Here is a 20,958-nt window from a genome sequence, read left to right on the forward strand (position 1 = left end):
GGGTCACTTCTCCGCGAGGAGCGGGTCGATCATCGACCGCAGCTGCTCCTCGTTGACCGCGACCAGGGTGCGGGCCGCGATCTTACCCTCCTTGTCGAGGACGATGGTGGAGGGGATGGACTGCGGGTTGAGCGTGCCCTTGGGGAAGCGGAGCATCAGCTTGCCGTCCGGGTCGTAGAGGCTCGGGTAGGTGATCCCGAAGTTCTCCTCGAACGAGGTGGCGTTCTGCTTGCTGCTGTCGCGCGTGTTGAGGCCGACGAAGGAGACGTCCTTGCCCGCCTCGCCGAGCTCCTTGGAGACCTTCGCGAAGTACGGGGCCTCGGCCCGGCACGGCGGGCACCAGGAGCCCCACACGTTGAGGACGACGACCTTGCCCTTGAGGGTGGTGGTGTCGAGGGTCTTGCCGTCGACGGTCTCGCCGTCCAGCTTGGGGGCTTCGGCGCGGTCGGCCTTGGCGACGGTGGAGATGCCGTTGGGGCCGGTCACGTAGTTGCCGCCGGCGGAGCCGGAGGTCTTGCCGCCGCCCGAACCGCCGCACGCCGTAAGGGTCAGGGCGCTCGTGAGGGCCACCGCGGTCAGCAGGGCGGCACGGCTGCCGGGTGAGCGGCGGCTGGTGCGACGGACACGGGCGCGGCTAAGGCTCATGTGAAAAGTTTCGCATGGGCGATTTGCGGATCTTCCTCACCCCCCGGCGGGGCGCGCAGGCGCTGGTCAGGTGGCGGAGAGGTACGTGCGCCAGCCACCGACCGGGGACTGACCCGGGGCGAGCCCCCGCAGCCTGGCCACGACCTTCGGATCCTGGACGTCCAGCCAGTCGGTGAACTGCCGGAAGGATACGAGGCGTACGTCCTTTTTGTCCGCCATGCTCTTGAGGGCTTCCTCGACGGCGTCCATGTAGATGCCGCCGTTCCACTCCTCGAAGTGGTTGCCGATGAAGAGGGGCGCGCGGTTGGTCTCGTAGGCGCGACGGAAGCCGCCGATGTAGGTGGAGGTGGCCTGGGTGAGCCAGGACGGGTAGTTGGCGGGCACCCCCTTGGTGCTGCTCTTCGACTGGTTGGCCAGGATGTTGTAGTCCATGCTCAGCACCTCGAAGGCGTGCCCGGGGAAGGGCAGGGACTGCAGGGGCAGGTCCCAGATCCCGTCCTTGCGCTCCGGCCACTGCTGGAGGCCCCCGGAGGAACTGGCGTCGTAGCGCCAACCCAGCTTGCGGGCGGTGGGCAGGAGCGACTCCTGGCCGAGAAGGCAGGGGGTACGGGCGCCGATCAGCTCCTTGCCGTAGTCGAAGGGCAGCGGGGGGAGGTCGGTGAAGCCGGTGTTCGTGCGCCAGTTGGTGACGAACGACACGGCCTGGTCGATCTCGCTCTGCCAGTCGTCCGGGGTCCAGTGGGCGACGGAGCCCTTGCCGCCGCAGAAGTGACCGTTGAAGTGGGTCCCGATCTCGTGGCCGTCCAGCCAGGCCTCCCGCACGTGGCCGAGCGTGCGGCGTACGTTCTCGTCCTTGAGGTAGCCGATGTCGGAGGCGCCGACGGGGTTGTTCGGCGGGTGGTAGAGGTCACGCTTGGACTCGGGGAGGAGGTAGAGCCCCGACAGGAAGAAGGTCATGGCCGCGCCGTGGTCCTTGGCCACCTTGAGGAAGCGCGGGAAGAGGCCGTTGCCGACCTCGCCGGCGCCGTCCCAACTGAAGACGACGAACTGCGGTGGGGTCTCACCGGGCTGGAGGGGCACCGGCTTGGGCGGCTGGTGCGGCTGGGGCCCGGTGTCGGAGGTGGACCCGTCGCCGATCGTCTTGGCCGCGGGGGCCCCCGGCTTGACGGGAGCACCCCCGGCCCCGCCCGGCCCCAACTTCGCCGATCCGCTCCCGCCGCCACTGCAACCGGCGATCCCGGCCGCGGCGGCGACGCCAAGTCCGAGACCGAGCACTCCCCTTCGACTGATGTCGCGCACGTCACTCATGAAAGATCATATAAACGGACAATCCAGCGCCCCGGATAGGTCGACACGTCCAACCCCCCGAACTTGTACGAAAAAAAGCCAACCCATGACTCCCCCATGCCCTTGCCCTCCGGGCGGAGGGCGGGGGGCGGCGGTCGGGGGCGGGGCGGGGGGCGGGGGCCCGGCGGGCGGGGGCCGGGGGCGGGACCGGGCCGGGGCGCAGCCCGGGGGGTGTCCGGGCGGGGGCCGGCGGGCCGAGGCCGGGGGGCGGGGCCGGGGGGGCACAGCCCGGGAGGGGCCGGGGGACGGGGGCCCGGCGGGCCGGCGCGGGGCGGAGCGGGTCCGGGCCGGGGCGGGGCGCAGCCCGGGGGGCCGGGCGATGGCCGGCGGGCCGGCGCGGGGAGGGGCGGGTCCGGGCCGGGGCGCAGCGCAGGGGGGCCGGGGCGGGGCGCAGCCCGGGGGGTGTCCGGGCGGGGGCCGGCGGGCCGGCGCGGGGGACCCGGCGGGCGGGGCCGGGGCCCGGGTGGCAGGCAAGTCCGGTCCGGGCACAGCCCGGGGAACGGGGGAAGGGTGGGGCGGGGAGTGGCTCCGCGCAGCGGCTGCACCGGGCTCAGCCCGAGGGGGGCCGGGCGCGGCCCGAGGGGGCTTCCGGGGGCAGGCCTCAGGGGGCCGGCGGGGGCGGGACGTGTCCCGGGGGCGGGGTGTTGCCCGCCCCCGGGCAGGGGCTACGCCCCGAAGGCCTTCGACTTGCCCTTCACCGGCTTCGCGCCCGCCAGCAAATGACTCGGCACCAGATCCCGCGCCGGCTCGCTGTAGCCGACCGACACCAGCCGGTCCCCCTGGTACGTGAACGAGGTCAGCGAGGCCAACGTGCACTGCCGCCGCCGCGGGTCGTGCCACAGCCGCCGCTTCTCCGCGAAGCTCCGTACGATCCAGATCGGCAGCTGATGGCTGACCGCCACCGCCTCGTGCCCCCGCGCAGCGTCCCTCGCGGACTCGATCGCGCTCATCATCCGCACGACCTGCTCCACGTACGGCTCGCCCCACGACGGCCGGAACGGGTTCGTCAGGTGCTTCCAGTTGCCCGGCTTGCGCAGCGCGCCGTCTCCGACGCCGAAGGTCTTGCCCTCGAAGACGTTGCCCGCCTCGATCAGCCGACCGTCCGTCGCCAGGTCCAGGCCGTGCGTCTTGCCGATCGGCGCCGCCGTCTCCTGGGCCCGCTCCAGCGGCGAGGACACCACGTAGGTGATGTCCCGCTCCTGAAGGTGCTCGGCGACCCGGTCGGCCATCTGCCGACCCAGCTCGGAGAGGTGGTAGCCCGCGCGGCGCCCGTACAGGACCCCGTCGGGGTTGTGCACCTCCCCGTGCCGCATCAGGTGGACGACCGTGATCTCGGCAGACCCGGCAGACCCGGCGGTCTCGCCCGCACCGCCCCGCCCGCTCTCGCGGTCACTCGTGCGCTCGCTCATGCGGTCGCCTCCGCGGCGGCTCGGGCGGCGGCGGGCAGCGCGGCCGCGATGCGCTCGACGGCGCGCTCGTCGTGGGCGGTGGACACGAACCACGACTCGAACGCCGACGGCGGCAGGTAGACGCCCTGCGCCAGCATCGAGTGGAAGAAGCCGTTGAAGCGGAACGCTTCCTGCTTCTTCGCGTCGTCGTAGTCGCGCACCTCGTTCTCGGTGAAGAACACCGAGAACATGTTGGAGGCGGTCTGCAGCCGGTGCGCCACGCCCTCCTTGCTCAGCGCCGCCGTCACCAGGCCCTGGATCTCCTTCGAGACCGCGTCGACCTTCTCGTACGCCGCCGCGTCCAGCAGCCGCAGCTGCGCGAGACCGGCGGCGGTGGCGATCGGGTTACCCGAGAGCGTGCCCGCCTGGTAGACCGGGCCCGCCGGGGCCAGGTGGCCCATGATGTCCGCGCGACCGCCGAACGCCGCCGCCGGGAAGCCGCCGCCCATGACCTTGCCGAAGGTCATCAGGTCGGGCTTGACCCCGTCCACGCCGTACCAGCCGGCCCGCGAGGTACGGAATCCGGTCATCACCTCGTCGGAGATGTACAGGGCGCCGTTCTCGCGGCACAGGTCCGCCAGCCCCTGGTTGAAGCCCTCGCCCGGAGTGACCACGCCCATGTTGCCGGGGGCGGCCTCCGTGATGACGCAGGCGATCTCGCCCGGGTGCGCGGCGAACGCCGCCCGCACCGATTCGAGGTCGTTGTAGGGCAGCACGATCGTGTCGCCGGCCTGCGCGCCGGTCACCCCGGGGGTGTCCGGCAGCGCGAAGGTCGCCAGACCGGAACCGGCGGCGGCCAGCAGCGCGTCGACGTGGCCGTGGTAGCAACCGGCGAACTTGACGATCTTGGCGCGGCCGGTGAAACCGCGCGCCAGACGGATCGCCGACATGGTCGCCTCGGTACCCGAGGAGACCAGGCGCACCTGCTCCACGGGCTCGATGCGGGCGACGATCTCCTCGCCGAGGGCGACCTCGCCCTCACCGGGCGTGCCGAAGGACGTGCCGCGGGCGACCGCCGCCTGGACCGCCTCGATCACCTGCGGGTGGGAGTGGCCGAGAATCATCGGTCCCCACGAGCAGACCAGGTCGACGTACTCACGCCCGTCGGCGTCGGTCAGGTAGGGACCGGTACCGGACACCATGAACCGGGGCGTACCGCCCACGGCACGGAAGGCGCGCACAGGAGAGTTCACGCCGCCGGGGGTCACGAGGGACGCGCGCTCGAAGAGCGTCTGCGAAACTGGGGCTTCATACGGGTACGGGTAGCTCACACCAGCCATGGTCTCAGAGGCCGCGACAGACTTGCGGACGGGCGTTTCACCGCGCCACCGCGGGGGAGGTCACTGCCATGATGATCAGGCTGCGTGGCGGGGGCCGCGGGGCCGGGGCAGGCAATACCAGTCGGGTGGAGATATGCAACGCGGTGGTGGACCGGGCGAGGGCACGGACGGCCTGGACCCGCAGCGCGCCCGTGATGCCCGCCGCCGAGGCAAGCACCGGCGGCGTGGCGCCGAGGCCGCCGATCCCGTACCGGCACCGACCCAGGCCGCCGACGGCCTCCCCAGGGGCCGCGGCATGGGAGTGACGTACAAGTACTTCGGCGCCCCCGACGGCGCCACCGCCGCCCGCGTGCCGGTGACCATGCGCCCCGAGGAGCTGGGCGGCGACGAGCTCGGCATGGGCGGCATGTTCACCAAGATCAAGCCGGAGACGGTGGCCGCGATGGTCCTGACCGGCATCGAGGGCATACCCCTGCACAAGGTGCCCCCACTGGAGCTGGTCGTGCTCCACCCCGACTACGCGGTGGTCAAGCTCCCGACGACGGTGGTCGACCCGCTGCGCGGCATCGGCGAGGAGTCGGTCGGCGCGGCCGCCTTCATCTGGTCGACGGTGCCCGACCGCGGCGGCCCCCGGGACGCCTTCAACGTCTACCAGCTCCTGCACGAGTGGCAGGACTTCTCCCACCGCCTCCACGAGGCGGGCCACCAGCCGTACTGCCTGGTCTGGCCGTGACCGAACCCCCCGGGCACGCCGTTCCCGCCGCGCCCGCGTCGGACCTCGCGCTCACCGCGTGGGCCGAGGGCGACCTCTGGTTGCTGCGACGGCAGAACGAGCCGGAGATGACCCGGTTCCTGGGCGGGCCCGAGTCCGAGGAGAAGCTCGCCGACCGGCAGCGCCGCTACGAGGCCCTGACCGCTCGGGAGCCGGCCGTCGGGCGGATGTTCCGGGTGACGCGGGGCACCGAGACGGTCGGGTCGATCGGCTTCTGGGAACGGGAGTGGCGCGGCGAGCCCGTGTACGAGACCGGCTGGGCGGTGCTCCCCGAGTACCAGGGGCAGCGTCTGGCGGCGGCCGCCCTGCGGGAGCTCGTCGCGTACGTGGCCACCCACGGCACACGGGCCTCCCTGCACGCCTTCCCCGGCTTCGACCACCCGGCCTCCAACTCGGTGTGCCGCCGGGCGGGCTTCACCTGCCTGGGCCGCGTGGACTTCGAGTACCCCCCGGGCACCCCCCACCCGAGCAACGACTGGCACCTCTCCCTCCGCCCCTGAACCCGCACCCCCGGGCCGATCCGGCACCACCGGCCGAGCCCGTACCACCCCAGCCCGCGCCACCACCCGAACCCGCCGCCGGCCAAGCCGGCCCGGCCCGCCCCCGCCGCCCGCACGTCCACCCGCGCACCCGGCCGCCCCCCGTCGGCGCCGACCTCCAGCTCGCCCACCACCCACCCCCCCCACTCCCAGCCCATCCGCCCCGCCCCCGCACGGTAATTCGGCCGCACCCACCCACCCCCGAATGGCATGCTGAGACCGTGAACGGTCCCGGTATCCACCTCACCCTCGCCCCTGAACTGCGCCTCTTCGCCCCGCCCAGCCGGCGCGCGGAACGCGTACCGACCGCCACCGACGGCGCCTCCAGCCTCGGCCACGTCGTCGAGGCTGCGGGAGTCCCGCTCACCGAGGTCGGCCGCCTGCTCGTCGACGGCCACGAGGTGCCCGTCTCCTACGTGCCCCAAGCAGGCCAGTCCGTCGAGGTGTTCGCCGTCGAGCGCCCCCAACAGGTCCCCGGCGCACCCCTGCGCTTCCTCCTCGACGTCCACCTCGGCACCCTCGCCCGCCGCCTGCGCCTGCTCGGCGTCGACGCGGCCTACGAGAACGAGGACATCGGCGACCCCGCCCTCGCCACCCGCTCCGCCACCGAACAGCGTGTCCTGCTCTCCCGCGACCGGGGCCTCCTGCGCCGCCGCGAGCTCTTCGCCGGCGCGTACGTCTACAGCGACAGTCCCGACGAACAACTCCGCGACATCCTCGGCAGGTTCGCCCCCGTCCTCGCCCCGTGGACCCGCTGCACCGCCTGCAACGGCCGCCTGCGCGAGGCCGACAAGGACAGCGTGGGCGACCGTCTGGAGCAGGGCACGCAGCGCTCCTACGACGTATTCGCGCAGTGCGCCGACTGCGAGCGCGTCTACTGGCGCGGTGCCCACCACGCCCGCCTGGAGGACATCGTCGACGAGGCCCTGGCGGAATTCGGCAACGGCGCGCCCCGCTGACGCCCCCCGGCGGCGAACGCCGGCCGGCAGACTCTCGGGACATGACTGCCGCCGCCGAGGACCCCGCGCACGTCGTGAATCCCACCGCCGCCGGGCGCACGGCGGCGCGGCCACCCGGAGCCGATGACACCGTCGATGTGGTGGTCGTCGGCGCCGGGCCCACCGGACTCCTGCTCGCGGGCGATCTCGCCGCCGCCGGACTCTCCGTCACCCTCCTCGAACGACGCGCCCAGACGGCCGCCAACCTCACCCGCGCCTTCGCCGTCCACGCCCGCACCCTCGAACTCCTCGACGCGCGTGGTCTCGCCGACGAACTCGTCTCCACCGGACGGCGGATCGACGGCGTGCGCCCCTTCAACGGCATGGCCCTCTCCCTTCGACGACTGCGCTCCCGCTACCCCTTCGTGCTCATCACGCCTCAATATGAGACAGAGAAACTGCTGGAGCGTCGCGCGTTGTCCACAGGCGTGCACATCCGGTACGACTGTCAGGTCACAGGCCTCCACCAGGACCGCGATACGGACACCGGCACCGTCACCGTCGAGTTCCGTGCCCCCGGCCACACCTCGCCCCACGACACCGCCCTGCTCCACGCCCGTCACGTGGTCGGCGCCGACGGCGTCCGCTCCACCGTCCGCGGGGCCCTCGGCCTGCCCTTCCCCGGCCGGGCCGTCGTCCGTTCCATGGTGCTCGCCGACGTCCGCCTCACCGACCCGCCCCGGGACGTCCTCGCCGTCAACGGCAACGGTGAGGCCTTCGGATTCCTCGCCCCCTTCGGCGACGGCTGGTACCGCGCCATCGGCTGGCGCCGCGACGACCCCCGCACCGGCTCCCCCACCGAGGACGACCCCGTCGACTTCGAAGAGGTCCGCGCCGTGATCCGCGACGCCCTCGGCACCGACCACGGCATGCACGACCCCCGCTGGATGTCCCGCTTCCACAGCGACGAACGCCAGGTCCCGCACTACCGCGTCGGCCGCGTCTTCCTCGCCGGGGACGCCGCCCACGTCCACTCCCCCGCCGGCGGCCTCGGCATGAACACCGGCCTCCAGGACGCCGCCAACCTCTCCTGGAAACTCGCCGCCGTCCTCCACGGCCAGGCCCCGGACCCCGAGTCCCTCCTCGACAGTTACCAGCGCGAACGCCACCCCGTGGGCCGCCTCGTCCTGCGCGCCAGCGGCGCCCTCGTCCGCTCCGTCATGGCCGCCGGGCCCGCCCTGCGCACCGCCCGCACCCTCGGCGCCGCCGTCCTCGCCCGCGTCACCCCGCTCCAGGACCGGGCCCTCGGCCTGGTCTCCGGCATCGGCATCTCCTACCCGCCCCCGCCCGGCACCCGCCGCCCCACCCTCGCCGGCCGCCGCGCCCCCGACATCGCCCTCGCCCCCGCCGACGGACCGGCCGGACCCGGCGCACCAGCCGCCCCCCGCCGGCTCTACGAGGCCCTGCGCGCCGGCGGCTTCGTCCTCATCACCCCGCCCGGCGCCACCACCCCGCCCGGCGCCCCCCTCGCCCACCACCACTGGGCGACCCCCGGACGTACCGCCTGCGCCCTCGTCCGCCCGGACGGGTACCTCGCCTGGAGCGCCCCGCGGGCCACCGACGCCGAGCTCGCCCGGGCGGTCGCCGCATGGCTCCTGCCCCACCGCGCACCCGGCCAGGGGGGTCAGAAGACGTAGGAGTCGCCCGTGTCCAGCGCCAGCACCACGTGCTCGTTGTTGGCGCCGTTGCGGTCGGTCGCCCCGCCGTTCCACCAGGTGTCGACCGTCAGCACCACCTCCGCCGGCCGCTCACGGAAGCCCAGCACCAGCCCGATGTGCCGGCCCCGGCCGTGCTCCGGGAGCGGACCCGTCTCGCACACCACCTCGCGCGGGCCCACCCGCGCGCACCCCGCGGCCAACTCCTGCCGGTCCGCGAGCTCCTCCGACAGCCGCAACCGCAACGTAGCGTTCGCCACCGCGGACGGCCCCTCGTTCTCCGGGACCAGCAGCACCCGCAGCTGCCCCTTCGCCAGGGCCACCCGACCGTGGTACGCCAGATCGGCCTCGGGTCCGGCCCACGCACCCGCCGGCCCGGCCGCGCCCAGCACCAGCAAGCCCGCCACCACCACACTCCGTACGGCACCCACGCGCACCGCGACCACCTCCTCGCGCGGACCGTAGCCACCACGCCCACCGCCCGGTCGGACCATCACACGATCGTGGGCGTGCCCTGCCCCCATTCGCCTGCGTACGCTTCGAGCCATGCCGATCGCCCGCTCCGCCGCCCTCTTCCTCCTCGCCGCCCTCCTGGAGATCGGCGGCGCCTGGCTGGTCTGGCAGGGAGTCCGGGAACACAAGGGCTGGGCGTGGATCGGCGCCGGCGTCATCGCCCTGGGCCTCTACGGATTCGTCGCCACCCTCCAGCCCCAAGGGGATTTCGCCCGCGTCCTGGCGGCCTACGGCGGGGTCTTCGTCGCCGGATCCCTCGTCTGGGGCATGGTCGCCGACGGCTACCGGCCCGACCGCTGGGACATCTCCGGAGCCCTCGTCTGCCTCGCCGGAATGGCCTTGATCATGTACGCGCCGCGCAGCTGAGCACGCCTATGCTGGCCAGGAATCACCCGTACGAACGAACGAGCGCCACCACCCGGCGCCGCGAAGGCGAACGCCACGAGCGGACGTCACGACCGAACGAGGAGCCCCGCCCATGAGCACGCGCCCGGCCACCCGAACCGCCGTAGTCACCGGCGCGAGCAGCGGAATCGGCGCGGCCACCGCCCGGCAGCTCGCCGCGGCCGGCTTCCACGTCGTCCTCACCGCCCGCCGCAAGGACCGCATCGAGGCCCTCGCCGCGGATCTGAACCAGGCCGGCCACGAGGCCACCGCCCACGCCCTCGACGTCACCGACCGCGCCGCCGTGGACGCCTTCGCGAGGTCCCTGGAACGCTTCCCCTCCGTCGACGTCCTCGTCAACAACGCCGGCGGCGCCATCGGCGCCGAGCCCGTCGCCACCGGCGACCCTGCCGACTGGCGCGCGATGTACGAGGTCAACGTCATCGGCACCCTCAACGTCACCCAGGCGCTCCTGCCCGCCCTCGTCGCCTCCGGCGACGGCACGGTGGTCGTCCTCTCCTCCACCGCCGGCCACTCGGCCTACGAGGGCGGCGCCGGCTACGTCGCCGCGAAGAACGGCGCCCGCGTCCTGGCCGAGACGCTCCGCCTGGAGATCGTCGGGCAGCCCGTCCGCGTGATCGAGATCGCCCCCGGCATGGTCAAGACCGAGGAGTTCGCCACCACCCGCTTCCGCGGCGACGCGGCCAAGGCGCAGAAGGTCTACGAGGGGGTCGCGGACCCCCTCTCCGCCGACGACGTGGCCGACACCGTCACCTGGGCGGTGACCCGTCCCAGCCACGTCAACATCGACCTCCTCGTGGTCCGCCCCCGCGCCCAGGCCTCGAACACGAAGGTCCACCGCGAGGCGTAGCCCTACGGGAGAAGTCCGGCCGCCTTCAACTGCGGCATGAGGGCCGCCGGCTTCAGCCCGGCGGCCTTCGCCGCGTCCAGGGCCCGCCGCAGGTCCGCCGCCAACGTCGGCGTGAAGTGGAGCAGCACGATGTCCCCCGCCCGCAGTCGCGGCGTCGGCGGGGTCTCGCTCCAGGTCGTGAAGTCGTACGTCCACGTGACCAGGGCCTTCACCCCGCACGCCTTCGCCGCGAGCCGCACCTCGTCGTTGACCGCCCCGTAGGGCGGCCGCAGCAGCTTCGGCGCCTTCCCGAACGTCGCCCCCAGCTGCTCCCCGGCCCCGCACACCTCGGCGTCCTTCCCGGCCGCGTCGAGGGTGGTCAGGTCGGGGTGGTTGACGGTGTGGTTCTCCACCGTCGCGCGACCCTGCTCGACGAGCCCGGTGAAGTACCCGGTGTCGTACGAGGTCGCCCCCGGCAGCAGGAACAACGAGACGGGCACCCGGTTCTCCGTCAGGATCCTGGCGGCCTCGGGGTCGTGGTTCCATCCGTCGTCGACGGTGATGAAGACGACCTTGTCCTGGGTCGGCACGTGCGACACCACGGGCGGCAACCCCACCCCGGCCTGAGCCGACCCGGTGGCCCCGAGGGTGAGCGACAACGACGCGAGCGCGGCCGAAAGCACGCGAGATCTCCACATGCCGCACACCTTGGTCTAGACCAACCCCACCGTCAACCCTTCGGACGCCCTCCTTCGGCGACACCGAAGTCCGTTGCACCCCATGCCGGTTGGCCCGCCTACCGGGAACCTCGCATTCCGCCACACGTTCGAGTGAAGCCACCCCCAATGGCCCCATACGAGCCGAATCAGCCCTTACGTTCGGAATCACAAGAACGGCCCCCGACCGGGATGGCAGTCCCGGCCGAGGGCCTCGGCACGAGGAAGAAGGGCTTCCCCATGGCTGACCAGGACCCTAGGCGCCCCCACGCACTTCATGGACCTCCAAATACCCTGCTACGCCTACATGTTCGGCTTTCTCCAAGCCGACGGGCACCTCGCGCGCAGGGTCGGACAGAAGGGCAGGCTCACCGTCGAGATCAACGCGCGGGACATCGAGATCCTCCGCGCGTTCCAGCGGCTCACGCCGCACTACAGCTCGATCACCGAGCGCGTCCGGGCCACGAACTTCTCCCCGGAGCACCACTCCGCCACGTGGAGCCTCTACGCAGCGGAGGCGAGGGCCGTCCTCAACGAACTCGGCATGCCCTACGGCAAGAAGTCCCTCACCATCAGGCCTCCGCGACGGGAGTTCTCGCGCCCCGACTACCTTCGCGGAATCATCGACGCGGACGGATCCCTCGGCTGGACCGCACAGGGGTACCCCTACCTCGCGCTGACATCCGCGAGCACCGCCCTCGCCGCCTACCTGTGCCACTACGCCAAGAAGGTCACCGGAACGGCCCGCACCATGTCCCGCAACGCGCGCGACGGCGTCTACAACATCTGCTACTACAAAGAGACGGCACAGCGACTGGCCGCCCACTTCTACTACGACGGCTGCCTGGCCGTCCCCCACAAGAAGGCCAACGCCGAGTCGATCCAGACCTGGGTGCGCCCACCGGACATGAGGGTCGCTCCGCCCCGGCGCCGCTGGACGGCGCGCGAGGACCGCGAGCTGATCCGCCTCGGCCATCCGGACAGGGCCGCCGCCGCCCTGGACAGGACCCCGCAGAGCTGCACCATGCGGCTGTGGCGGATCCGGAGTGGCCAGGTGACGCTCACCCCTCCGCCGGCCCCCTTGCTCAGCCCTTGACGCAGACGACCTGCCGGAGCTTCGCCACGACCTCCACGAGGTCCCGCTGCTGCTCCATCACCTGCTCGATCGGCTTGTACGCGGCCGGGATCTCGTCGACGACCCCGGAATCCTTGCGGCATTCCACGCCCTTGGTCTGCTCCTCCAGATCCCGCGCCGTGAACCGCTTCTTCGCCGCCGTCCGGCTCATCCGACGGCCGGCGCCGTGCGACGCCGAGTTGAAGGCGGCCTTGTTCCCGAGGCCCTTCACGATGTAGGTACCGGTCGCCATCGAGCCGGGGATGATCCCGTATTCCCCGCCGCCCGCACGGATCGCCCCCTTGCGCGTGACCAGCAGGTCCATGCCCTCGTACCGCTCCTCCGCCACGTAGTTGTGGTGGCAGCTGATCTCCTGCGTGAAGGAGACCTTCGCCTTGCGGAACTCCTTGCGGAGCGATTCCTTCATCAGGCTCATCATCACCGCGCGGTTGTACTTCGCGTACTCCTGGGCCCAGTAGAGGTCGTTGCGGTACGCGTCCATCTCGGGGGTGGCCGCGAGGAAGACCGCGAGATCCCGGTCCACGAGACCCTGGTTGTGCGAAAGCGCACGCGCGACGCCGATGTGGTGCTCGGCGAGCTGGTTGCCGATTCCACGGGAGCCGGAGTGCAACGTCAGCCACACCGTGCCCGATTCATCCAGATTGACTTCGATGTGATGATTGCCCGCTCCGAGGCTTCCCATCTGCCGCAACGCCCGGTCCCGCCGGAACTTCACCGCGTCCGCGACGTAGTCGAACCGCTCCCACAGATCCCCGAAACCGGACTCCGAGAAGCCGTACAGCCTCACCGGGTCCACGGCCTCCTTGTGCAGGCCCGCCCCCACCGGGATGGCCTGCTCGATCCGCGATCGGAGTTTCGACAGGTCTCCCGGCAGGTCGTTCGCCGTCAGGGAGGTCTTCACCGCCGACATGCCGCAGCCGATGTCCACCCCGACCGCCGCCGGACAGACCGCGTCCTTCATGGCGATGACGGAGCCGACCGTGGCGCCCTTGCCGTAGTGCACGTCCGGCATCACGGCCAGGCCCTTGATCCACGGCAGACCAGCCGTGTTCTGGAGCTGACGCATCGCGCTGTCCTCGACCGACGCCGGATCCGTCCACATCCGGATCGGGACCCGAGCCCCCGGTACCTCTACATACGACATATGACGTCAATCCCCCGAAAACCATGGAAAAGTCAGAAAACGCAAAAAGCCTCGCTCTTGGCCCCAAAGACGACATCGGACCGGCGCCGGCACCAGCGTGTGCGATAGACATTGTGTCCATCCGTGCCCAAGTCGAGGCAACGGGTTTTCCCAAGGGAACAAGGGAACAAGGGAGCCAAGGGGTGCCAGTGCACGTGGAGCGCAAGGCGGTACGTCGCGGGGTCCTGCCCGGCATCGCGATGCTCACCGCCCTCGCGGCGGCCGTCACCGGCCTGACCGGCTGCACCGACAGCGGCGGACTCGGTGGCGCGACCGACCAGAAGAACAGCGGCAGCACCGCCGTCCCGGCCCAGCCCGGGAAGTACCGCAGCCTGCCCCAACCCTGCAAGGCGGCCGACGGGAAGAAGCTCAAGGCCATGCTCCCGGCCGACGACTCGCTCAGCGCCGAACAGCGCGAGCAGCTCTACGCCGGGACCGCCGACCCCTCCTTCGACGGCGACCGGCGCGTCGGCTGCCGCTGGAGCGCCCAGGCGCCCACGGGCACCCTGCTGCTGTCGGTCGACTTCGAGCGCGTGGTCTCGTACGACCGGGCCACCGCGAGCGACGACGACAAGGCCCACCAGGTCTTCGTGCGCCGGCTGACCGAGGCCCACCTGCCCTTCCCGGGCCCGACCAACAGCCCCGGCGCGAGCCCCGACAGCCCCACCCCGCCCCCCACCGGCACCCCCACCGGCAGCGACCCCGCCTCACCCCAGGCCTCCCCGCCCCCGGAGGCACCCGCGGCCTCGGGCTCCCCCTCCGGCTCCGGCTCCGCGTCCCCCTCCGGGTCCCCCTCCTCCACCGCCCCGCCCGAGCTCGGCTCCCGCGTCCTCGAAGAGCCGGGCGACGAGGCGTTCCTGGAGGACAAGCTGAGCCCGGCCGGCGCCACCGCCGCCCAGACCCGGACCGTGCGGATTGTGTTCCGCACCTCGAACGTCATCGTCACCGTCGAGTACAGCGTCCAGCCGTCCGGCGCCGCCGCGGTCCCCCCGAGCACGGAAACGCAGGAGAAGGCGCGCCAGTTGGCGGTCGCCCTGGCCGAGCGTTTCAACGAGTGACGGACCCGTCGGCCGGGCCCCCACGGGCCCGGCGTGACGGCGGGCACAGCAGCCGGCCGCCCGGTCGGGCTACCGTTGCTCGGGTCCCGTGCCCCTGACCGCGGTCGCCAACGCGTCCGCGAGATGACCCAAGAAGACCCCAACGTCTGAAGGAACCATGCACCGATCAGCCTCGCGCCTCACCCGCGTCCTCGCCTGCGCAGCCGTCCCGGTGATACTCACCGTCGCCGGGTGCTCCTCCGACTCGGGGAAGGGCTCGGCTTCGGGCTCCGGCGGCAAGTCCTCGTCCTCCTCCTCCCCGAAGGCCGGCGCGAAGTCCGCGGCCCCGCTGGAGAAGGCGGTGTACTCGAAGCTCCCGGACCCCTGCAAGGCGGTCACGGCGAAGACCATCGAGTCGATCGTCCCGGAGGCGAAGGACAAGAACGGTACGTCCGCCAAGTCCAACGACCTCGCCAGCCGCGCCAGCTGCTCCTGGAACGGCCTCGACACGGACGGCACGAAGGGCTCGCAGTACCGCTGGCTCTCGGTCTCCATGGTCCGCTACGACTCGCACGCCACCCTCGGCAGCGGCGACAAGCGCGCCGAGGAGCAGTACAACAAGCAGATCGAGGCGGCCAAGGGCACCGAGGGTGCGAAGGACGTCAAGGTCGAGGAGGCCGGCGGCATCGGCGACCAGGGCACCTCGGTCGTATTCGCCTCCAAGAAGGACGTCGACTTCTCCAACAACACCGTCGTGGTCCGCACCCACAACGTCGTCCTGACCCTCGACTACAACGGTGCCGCCTACGAGGGCGCCGGCGCCCCCGACCAGGCCAAGCTGCTCCAGGACGCCATCGCCGCGGTCCGCGAGACGGTCTCCGCGGTCGAGGCCGCCAACAAGCCGGGTGCCTCCGAGGGCGACGCGGGCCAGGCCCCGGCCCCGTCCGGTTCGCCGTCCTCCTCCCCGTCCACGTCGGCCAAGCCCTCCGCCTCCGCCTCGGCCTCGGCCGAGCAGTAGGAGCCCGCGACAGGCGGGCGGCAGGGCGCCGAGGGGGCCTACGGAACGGGTGACATCGAGTCACCCGTACTCTGTGGCTGCCGTAGCACGTCAAGGGGAGGGGACCGCGGGTGGCCGCGATGCAGCTGACTCGTACGCACCGGATACTCATCGGTGTGGTGGTCGCCGGAGCCGTGGTCATCGCGGGCATCGGATTCGCGGGCTCGTACGCGGCCGTGCGCGCCCTGGCCCTGCAGAAGGGTTTCGGCAGCTTCTCGCTGGTGTTCCCGATCGGCATCGACATGGGCATCTGCGTCCTGTTGGCGCTCGACCTGCTGCTGACCTGGATCCGCATTCCGTTCCCCCTGCTGCGCCAGACGGCGTGGCTGCTGACCGCGGCGACGATCGCGTTCAACGGCGCGGCCGCCTGGCCGGACCCCCTCGGCGTGGGCATGCACGCGGTGATCCCGATCCTGTTCGTGGTCACCGTCGAGGCGGCGCGGCACGCGGTCGGCCGGATCGCGGACATCACCGCGGACCGGCACATGGAGGGCGTCCGCATCACCCGCTGGCTGCTGTCCCCGATCCCCACGTTCAAGCTGTGGCGCCGGATGAAGCTGTGGGAGTTGCGCTCCTACCAGCAGGCCGTCTCCATGGAGCAGGACCGGCTGATCTACCAGGCCCGCCTCCAGGCCCGGTACGGGCGGGCCTGGCGCCGCAAGGCCCCCGTGGAAGCGCTGATGCCGCTGCGGCTGGCCCGGATCGGGGTGCCGCTGTCGCAGACCGTCCCGGACGGGCTGGCGGCGGCGGGCATCGAGCCCGCGCTGTTGGCCCCGGCCGCCGCGGTGACCCCCGCCGCCGCTCCCGCCGTGGGACAGGCTCCCGCCCAGCCCGCGCCCGCCCTGGCCGCGGCCCCCGTGCCCGCGACGGCGGAGCCCGCAGGGTCGACGCAGCCCCCGCAGGGCGCACAGGCCCCGCAGGGCGCCCAGCCGGAGCCGCAGGCCACGCAGCAGGCCGCCACCGGCGCCTCGGTCGCGCCCACCCCGTCCGCCGTCGCGGTGGACCCGACGGCGATGCCGGCGGCCCACAACAGCGCCTGGTTCGCGGGGCCGCTCGCGCCCCAGGCGGCGTACCAGGGCGACTACAACCCCCAGTACGTCGAGGGCCTGGAGCCCATCCCGGTCATGCCCCCGTCCGGTCCGGAGACCGGGTCGCCCGTGCCCGCGCCCCGCACCGGGGCCGACCCGGCGGACGCTGCCGACGCGGCGTTCGAGACGGCCTCCGCGGACGAGGCGGACGAGGCCGTCGACCAGGAGAAGTTCGAGGAGGCGGCGTACGAGGCGTTCCGCGCGTACGACGAGGCGTACAACGCCAACCCCAGCGCCCAGCAGCTGAACCAGGCCCTCACCGAGCGGTACGGCTTCATCCACCCGGACAGCGTCGCCATCATCGAGTCGATGCTGCCGGGCCTCAAGCAGCGCTACCAGCGCGACCTGGAGAACAACTTCATCTCCCCCGCCTGACCGACCGGCACCCCCGCGCACGCGGAAGGGCCCGCACCCCCTCGGGGATGCGGGCCCTTCCTGCGTCGGACGCCTACGCCGCCAGCAGCTTGCGCACCCGGTCCGCTCCGACCGCGAGCAGCAGGGTGGGCAGGCGCGGGCCGGTCTCCCGGGTCACGAGCAGCCGGTAGAGCAGCGCGAAGAACTCGCGCTGGGCGACCTTCAGCTCCGGCGTCGGCTTGGCGTCGGGCTCCAGGCCGGCCATGACCTTCGGCACGCCGTAGACCAGGGTGGTGAGCCCGTCGAGGGACCAGTGGGAGTCGAGTCCCTCCAGCAGCAGCCGCAGGGACTCCCGCCCGGAGTCGTCCAGCGAGGACAGCAGCTCGGTGTCGGGCTCCTCGCGGACGAGGGTGCGCTGGTCGGCCGGGACCTGGGTGGTGATCCAGTTCTCGGCGCGGTCCAGACGCGGGCGGACCTCGTCGAGGGAGGTCAGCGGCTGCGTCGGGTCCAGGTCGGTCAGGATCCGCAGGGTCTGCTCGTCGTGCCCGGCGGTGACGTCGACGACCGACGCCAGCGTGCGGTACGGCAGGGGGCGCGGGGTGCGGGGCAGCTCGTGGGCGGCGACGCGTACGGCGCGGGCGTGCGCGGCGGCGTCGGCCGGCAGCACGGAGCCGTCGGCGACCTTGCCCTCCAGCTTGTCCCACTCGTCGTAGAGCCGCTGGATCTCCTGGTCGAAGGCGATCTTGAAGGACTGGTTCGGGCGGCGGCGGGCGTACAGCCAGCGCAGCAGCTGCGGCTCCATGATCTTCAGCGCGTCGGAGGGGGTGGGCACCCCGCCCTTGCTGGAGGACATCTTGGCCATGCCGGAGATGCCGACGAAGGCGTACATCGGGCCGATCGGCTGCTCTCCGCCGAAGATGCCCACGATCTGCCCGCCGACCTGGAAGGACGAACCGGGCGAGGAGTGGTCGACGCCGGAGGGCTCGAAGATCACGCCCTCGTAGGCCCAGCGCATCGGCCAGTCGACCTTCCAGACCAGCTTGCCGCGGTTGAACTCGGAGAGGGCGACCGTCTCGGTGAACTCGTCCTCGGCGCAGACGTAGGTCAGCTCGGTCGTCTCGTCGTCGTAGGCGGTGACCTTGGTGAAGTCCTTGCCGCACCGACCGCAGTAGGGCTTGTACGGGAAGTACCCGCCCTCGCCGACACTGCCGTCGTCCTCGGCGGCCGCGCCCGAGCCTTCGGCGGCCTCCAGCTCGGCCTCGTCGACCTGCTTCTGCTGGGGCTTCTTGCCGCCCGGCTTCTGCTTGGTCCGGTACTGGTCGAGGATCGCGTCGATGTCGGCGCGGTGCTTCATCGCGAACAGCACCTGGTCGCGGTAGACGCCGGTCGTGTACTGCTCGGTCTGGCTGATGGGGTCGTACTCGACGCCCAGCTCGGCCAGGGCCTCGACCATGGCGGCCTTGAAGTGCTCGGCCCAGTTCGGGTACGCGGACCCGGCCGGGGCGGGCACGGCGGTCAGCGGCTTGCCGATGTGCTGCGCCCACGAATCGTCGATGCCGGGGACGCCGGCCGGGACCTTGCGGTACCGGTCGTAGTCGTCCCAGGAGATCAGGTGCCGGACCTCGATGCCGCGGCGGCGGATCTCGTCGGCGACCAGGTGCGGGGTCATGACCTCGCGGAGGTTGCCCAGGTGGATCGGGCCGGAGGGGGAGAGGCCGGACGCGACGACGACGGTTTTGCCCGGCGCTCGGCGCTCCGCCTCGGCGATGACCTCGTCCGCGAAACGGGAGACCCAATCGGTCTCTGTGCTGCTCTGAGCGCTCTGAGCCACGACACGTCCTTCTATCTCGAATGCTGGCTTCGGCCATTCTCCCAGACGGAAGGAGACGCTCCGGGGTTGCGCCCACCCACCGGCCGGCCCGCCGGCGCGCTCGCCCCCGCACACGCCGCACCCGCCCCCGCACCCGCCGGAACGCCCGCCGCTCCGCTCACCGGCCCGCCCGCGATATCCCGGGAGGCGGCCGGCCTCCTCGTGGGATACTCGGCACTTGTCGGAACACCCAAGTGCACCCACAGGCACGACCTCACAGGAACGGCAGCTCATGGCCTCGGTCCCTTCCCTCGCTTCCTCCGTCGAACAGCGCGTCGCGGACGCCCTCGCCTCCGCCCTGCCGGAGGCCGGTGCGACCGACCCGCTGCTGCGACGAAGCGACCGGGCCGACTTCCAGGCCAACGGCATCCTGGCGCTGGCGAAGAAGGCCAAGGCCAACCCGCGCGAGCTGGCGACGACCGTGGTCGACGGCATCCCCACCGGCGGTGAGGGCGACCTGATCAAGGAGATCGAGGTCTCCGGACCCGGCTTCCTCAACATCACCGTCGCCGACCGGGCGATCATCGAGACCCTGGCCGCCCGCGCCGCCGACGACCGCCTCGGCGTGCCGCTGTCCCCGACGGCCGGCACCACGGTGATCGACTACGCGCAGCCGAACGTGGCCAAGGAGATGCACGTCGGCCACCTGCGCTCGGCCGTCATCGGCGCGGCGATGGTGGAGATCCTGGAGTTCACGGGCGAGAGCGTGGTCCGGCGCCACCACATCGGCGACTGGGGCACCCAGTTCGGCATGCTCATCCAGTACCTCCTGGAGCACCCGCACGAGCTGGACCACTCCTCGGAGGGCGACGCCGGCGGCGAGGTCTCCGGCGAGGAGGCCATGTCCAACCTGAACCGCCTCTACAAGGCCTCGCGCGTCCTCTTCGACTCCGACGAGGAGTTCAAGACGCGGGCCCGCGCCCGGGTGGTGGACCTCCAGGCGGGCGATCCGCAGACCCTGGCGCTGTGGCAGCGGTTCGTCGACGAGTCGAAGATCTACTTCTACTCCGTCTTCGACAAGCTGGACATGGACATCCAGGACCCGGACGTGGTCGGCGAGTCCGGCTACAACGACATGCTGGTCGAGACGTGCAAGCTGCTGGAGGACTCGGGCGTCGCCGTCCGCTCCAACGGCGCCCTGTGCGTGTTCTTCGACGAGCACAAGGGCCCGGACGGCAACCCGACCCCGCTGATCGTCCAGAAGTCCGACGGCGGCTTCGGCTACGCCGCGACCGACCTCTCCGCGATCCGCGACCGCGTGGGCAACCTCAAGGCCGACACCCTCATCTACGTGGTGGACGCACGCCAGTCGCTCCACTTCAAGATGGTCTTCGAGACGGCCCGCCGGGCCGGCTGGCTGAACGAGGACGTCAAGGCCGTCCAGCTGGCCTTCGGCACGGTCCTCGGCAAGGACGGCAAGCCGTTCAAGACCCGTGAGGGCGAGACCGTCCGCCTCGTGGACCTCCTCGACGAGGCCGTGGAGCGGGCGACGACCGTGGTCCGGGAGAAGGACGCGGACCGCGGCCTGCTCACGGAGCAAGAGATCGTCGACAACGGCCTCCAGGTCGGCATCGGCGCGGTCAAGTACGCGGACCTCTCCACCTCCGCCGCGCGCGACTACAAGTTCGACCTGGACCAGATGGTGTCGCTGACCGGCGACACGTCCGTGTACCTCCAGTACGCGTACGCGCGGATCCGGTCCATCCTGCGCAACGCGGGCGACCGTTCCCCGGCGGCCCACCCGGAACTGGAGCTGGCTCCGGCCGAGCGTGCGCTGGGCCTGCACCTTGACGCGTTCGGCACGCTGGTCCAAGAGGCGGCCGCGGACTACGCCCCGCACAAGGTGGCGGCGTACCTCTACCAGCTGGCCTCGCTGTTCACGACGTTCTACACCGAGTGCCCGGTCGTCAAGCCCCAGCCGGAGCTCGTCGTCGGCGAGAACCGGCTGTTCCTGTGCGAGCTGACCGCCCGCACCCTCTCGAAGGGCATGTCGCTCCTCGGCATCCGCACCCCCGAGAAGCTCTGACGGTGACCCGGCGCTCGGCCGGGTGAACGCGTACGGCCCCGCCCCCGGCACTGGTTGCCGG

At 72.1% G+C, this 20,958-nt stretch carries 19 protein-coding genes; 11 read left to right on the plus strand and 8 right to left on the minus strand.

The window, feature by feature from the left end:
* Positions 1–3: 3 nt before the first annotated feature.
* From ACIOD1_RS31605 to hemL, 4 genes are all read right to left on the minus strand, one after another.
* The gene (locus tag ACIOD1_RS31605; RefSeq protein ID WP_365626316.1) at positions 4–645 is read right to left on the minus strand and encodes a TlpA disulfide reductase family protein; all 642 of its coding nucleotides are present in this window, start codon (positions 643–645) and stop codon (positions 4–6) included.
* Between the two features lie 66 nt (positions 646–711).
* Positions 712–1,944 (minus strand): hypothetical protein, encoded by a 1,233-nt coding sequence (locus ACIOD1_RS31610; RefSeq protein WP_365626501.1) that lies wholly within the window; start codon positions 1,942–1,944, stop codon positions 712–714.
* Positions 1,945–2,657: 713 nt separating this feature from the next.
* Entirely contained in the window at positions 2,658–3,305 is a 648-nt protein-coding gene (locus ACIOD1_RS31615) for a histidine phosphatase family protein (protein ID WP_401906248.1), read from the minus strand.
* A 92-nt stretch (positions 3,306–3,397) separates the two neighbouring features.
* Complete coding sequence (hemL, locus tag ACIOD1_RS31620; protein WP_365626314.1) at positions 3,398–4,720, minus strand: glutamate-1-semialdehyde 2,1-aminomutase; 1,323 nt, start codon at positions 4,718–4,720, stop codon at positions 3,398–3,400.
* Positions 4,721–4,853: 133 nt separating this feature from the next.
* Between hemL and ACIOD1_RS31625 the strand changes: the two genes are divergently transcribed.
* From ACIOD1_RS31625 to ACIOD1_RS31640, 4 genes are all read left to right on the plus strand, one after another.
* Positions 4,854–5,453: a hypothetical protein gene (locus ACIOD1_RS31625; RefSeq protein WP_365626311.1), complete on the plus strand. Its 600-nt coding sequence runs from the start codon at positions 4,854–4,856 to the stop codon at positions 5,451–5,453.
* On the plus strand, positions 5,444–5,992 hold the full coding sequence (locus tag ACIOD1_RS31630; RefSeq protein WP_401906251.1) for a GNAT family N-acetyltransferase: 549 nt from the start codon (positions 5,444–5,446) through the stop codon (positions 5,990–5,992). Before ACIOD1_RS31625 ends, ACIOD1_RS31630 begins: the two co-directional genes overlap by 10 nt.
* 260 nt (positions 5,993–6,252) lie before the next feature.
* Positions 6,253–6,990 (plus strand): Mut7-C RNAse domain-containing protein, encoded by a 738-nt coding sequence (locus ACIOD1_RS31635; protein WP_365626308.1) that lies wholly within the window; start codon positions 6,253–6,255, stop codon positions 6,988–6,990.
* Between the two features lie 41 nt (positions 6,991–7,031).
* Entirely contained in the window at positions 7,032–8,666 is a 1,635-nt protein-coding gene (locus tag ACIOD1_RS31640) for an FAD-dependent oxidoreductase (RefSeq protein ID WP_365626305.1), read from the plus strand.
* Here ACIOD1_RS31640 and ACIOD1_RS31645 read toward each other — a convergent pair.
* Positions 8,654–9,178 carry a hypothetical protein gene (locus ACIOD1_RS31645; RefSeq protein ID WP_365626302.1) on the minus strand — a complete coding sequence of 175 codons (525 nt, stop codon included), beginning with the start codon at positions 9,176–9,178 and terminating at the stop codon, positions 8,654–8,656. The genes ACIOD1_RS31640 and ACIOD1_RS31645 overlap by 13 nt on opposite strands.
* Before the next feature lie 52 nt (positions 9,179–9,230).
* Here ACIOD1_RS31645 and ACIOD1_RS31650 point away from each other — a divergent pair, with 52 nt between their 5' ends.
* Positions 9,231–9,563, plus strand: a complete 333-nt coding sequence (locus ACIOD1_RS31650) for a YnfA family protein (RefSeq protein WP_365626300.1) — start codon at positions 9,231–9,233, stop codon at positions 9,561–9,563.
* Between the two features lie 112 nt (positions 9,564–9,675).
* Positions 9,676–10,452 carry an SDR family NAD(P)-dependent oxidoreductase gene (locus tag ACIOD1_RS31655; protein ID WP_401906197.1) on the plus strand — a complete coding sequence of 259 codons (777 nt, stop codon included), beginning with the start codon at positions 9,676–9,678 and terminating at the stop codon, positions 10,450–10,452.
* A 2-nt stretch (positions 10,453–10,454) separates the two neighbouring features.
* On the opposite strand, the gene ACIOD1_RS31660 is transcribed toward ACIOD1_RS31655, so the two are convergent.
* Positions 10,455–11,129: a polysaccharide deacetylase family protein gene (locus ACIOD1_RS31660; protein WP_365626295.1), complete on the minus strand. Its 675-nt coding sequence runs from the start codon at positions 11,127–11,129 to the stop codon at positions 10,455–10,457.
* 295 nt (positions 11,130–11,424) lie between these two features.
* On the opposite strand from ACIOD1_RS31660, the gene ACIOD1_RS31665 reads away from it, so the two are divergent.
* On the plus strand, positions 11,425–12,243 hold the full coding sequence (locus ACIOD1_RS31665; protein WP_401906200.1) for a hypothetical protein: 819 nt from the start codon (positions 11,425–11,427) through the stop codon (positions 12,241–12,243).
* Here the strand turns inward: ACIOD1_RS31665 and ACIOD1_RS31670 are convergent.
* Positions 12,233–13,426 (minus strand): RtcB family protein, encoded by a 1,194-nt coding sequence (locus ACIOD1_RS31670; RefSeq protein ID WP_401906203.1) that lies wholly within the window; start codon positions 13,424–13,426, stop codon positions 12,233–12,235. The two genes, ACIOD1_RS31665 and ACIOD1_RS31670, sit on opposite strands and share 11 nt — an antisense overlap.
* Positions 13,427–13,608: 182 nt before the next feature.
* On the opposite strand from ACIOD1_RS31670, the gene ACIOD1_RS31675 reads away from it, so the two are divergent.
* The 3 genes from ACIOD1_RS31675 (at position 13,609) to ACIOD1_RS31685 (ending at position 17,022) form a co-directional block, all read left to right on the plus strand.
* On the plus strand, positions 13,609–14,523 hold the full coding sequence (locus ACIOD1_RS31675) for a DUF3558 domain-containing protein (protein WP_401906204.1): 915 nt from the start codon (positions 13,609–13,611) through the stop codon (positions 14,521–14,523).
* Positions 14,524–14,680: 157 nt separating this feature from the next.
* Positions 14,681–15,520 (plus strand): DUF3558 family protein, encoded by an 840-nt coding sequence (locus ACIOD1_RS31680; protein WP_365626283.1) that lies wholly within the window; start codon positions 14,681–14,683, stop codon positions 15,518–15,520.
* A gap of 110 nt (positions 15,521–15,630) precedes the next feature.
* Positions 15,631–17,022: a DUF2637 domain-containing protein gene (locus ACIOD1_RS31685; RefSeq protein WP_401906206.1), complete on the plus strand. Its 1,392-nt coding sequence runs from the start codon at positions 15,631–15,633 to the stop codon at positions 17,020–17,022.
* 73 nt (positions 17,023–17,095) lie between these two features.
* On the opposite strand, the gene lysS is transcribed toward ACIOD1_RS31685, so the two are convergent.
* Positions 17,096–18,832 carry a lysine--tRNA ligase gene (gene lysS / locus ACIOD1_RS31690; protein ID WP_365626277.1) on the minus strand — a complete coding sequence of 579 codons (1,737 nt, stop codon included), beginning with the start codon at positions 18,830–18,832 and terminating at the stop codon, positions 17,096–17,098.
* Positions 18,833–19,103: 271 nt separating this feature from the next.
* On the opposite strand from lysS, the gene argS reads away from it, so the two are divergent.
* Positions 19,104–20,897, plus strand: coding sequence for an arginine--tRNA ligase (argS, locus tag ACIOD1_RS31695; RefSeq protein ID WP_365626274.1), 1,794 nt, complete (start codon positions 19,104–19,106; stop codon positions 20,895–20,897).
* The last annotated feature ends 61 nt before the right edge of the window (positions 20,898–20,958 follow it).

It is taken from the genome of Streptomyces sp. NPDC088097, from assembly GCF_044741845.1.
Lineage (GTDB): Bacteria > Actinomycetota > Actinomycetes > Streptomycetales > Streptomycetaceae > Streptomyces.

Bases quoted from the DNA above. Each gene is read 5' to 3' on its own strand.
- ACIOD1_RS31665 (WP_401906200.1), top strand. From the start codon at position 11,425: ATGGACCTCCAAATACCCTGCTACGCCTACATGTTCGGCTTTCTCCAA.
- ACIOD1_RS31625 (WP_365626311.1), top strand. From the start codon at position 4,854: ATGCAACGCGGTGGTGGACCGGGCGAGGGCACGGACGGCCTGGACCCG.
- ACIOD1_RS31615 (WP_401906248.1), bottom strand. From the start codon at position 3,305: ATGCGGCACGGGGAGGTGCACAACCCCGACGGGGTCCTGTACGGGCGC.
- ACIOD1_RS31605 (WP_365626316.1), bottom strand. From the start codon at position 645: ATGAGCCTTAGCCGCGCCCGTGTCCGTCGCACCAGCCGCCGCTCACCC.
- ACIOD1_RS31670 (WP_401906203.1), bottom strand. From the start codon at position 13,426: ATGTCGTATGTAGAGGTACCGGGGGCTCGGGTCCCGATCCGGATGTGG.
- ACIOD1_RS31660 (WP_365626295.1), bottom strand. From the start codon at position 11,129: ATGTGGAGATCTCGCGTGCTTTCGGCCGCGCTCGCGTCGTTGTCGCTC.
- hemL (WP_365626314.1), bottom strand. From the start codon at position 4,720: ATGGCTGGTGTGAGCTACCCGTACCCGTATGAAGCCCCAGTTTCGCAG.
- ACIOD1_RS31680 (WP_365626283.1), top strand. From the start codon at position 14,681: ATGCACCGATCAGCCTCGCGCCTCACCCGCGTCCTCGCCTGCGCAGCC.
- ACIOD1_RS31640 (WP_365626305.1), top strand. From the start codon at position 7,032: ATGACTGCCGCCGCCGAGGACCCCGCGCACGTCGTGAATCCCACCGCC.
- ACIOD1_RS31650 (WP_365626300.1), top strand. From the start codon at position 9,231: ATGCCGATCGCCCGCTCCGCCGCCCTCTTCCTCCTCGCCGCCCTCCTG.
- ACIOD1_RS31655 (WP_401906197.1), top strand. From the start codon at position 9,676: ATGAGCACGCGCCCGGCCACCCGAACCGCCGTAGTCACCGGCGCGAGC.
- argS (WP_365626274.1), top strand. From the start codon at position 19,104: ATGGCCTCGGTCCCTTCCCTCGCTTCCTCCGTCGAACAGCGCGTCGCG.
- ACIOD1_RS31645 (WP_365626302.1), bottom strand. From the start codon at position 9,178: ATGGTCCGACCGGGCGGTGGGCGTGGTGGCTACGGTCCGCGCGAGGAG.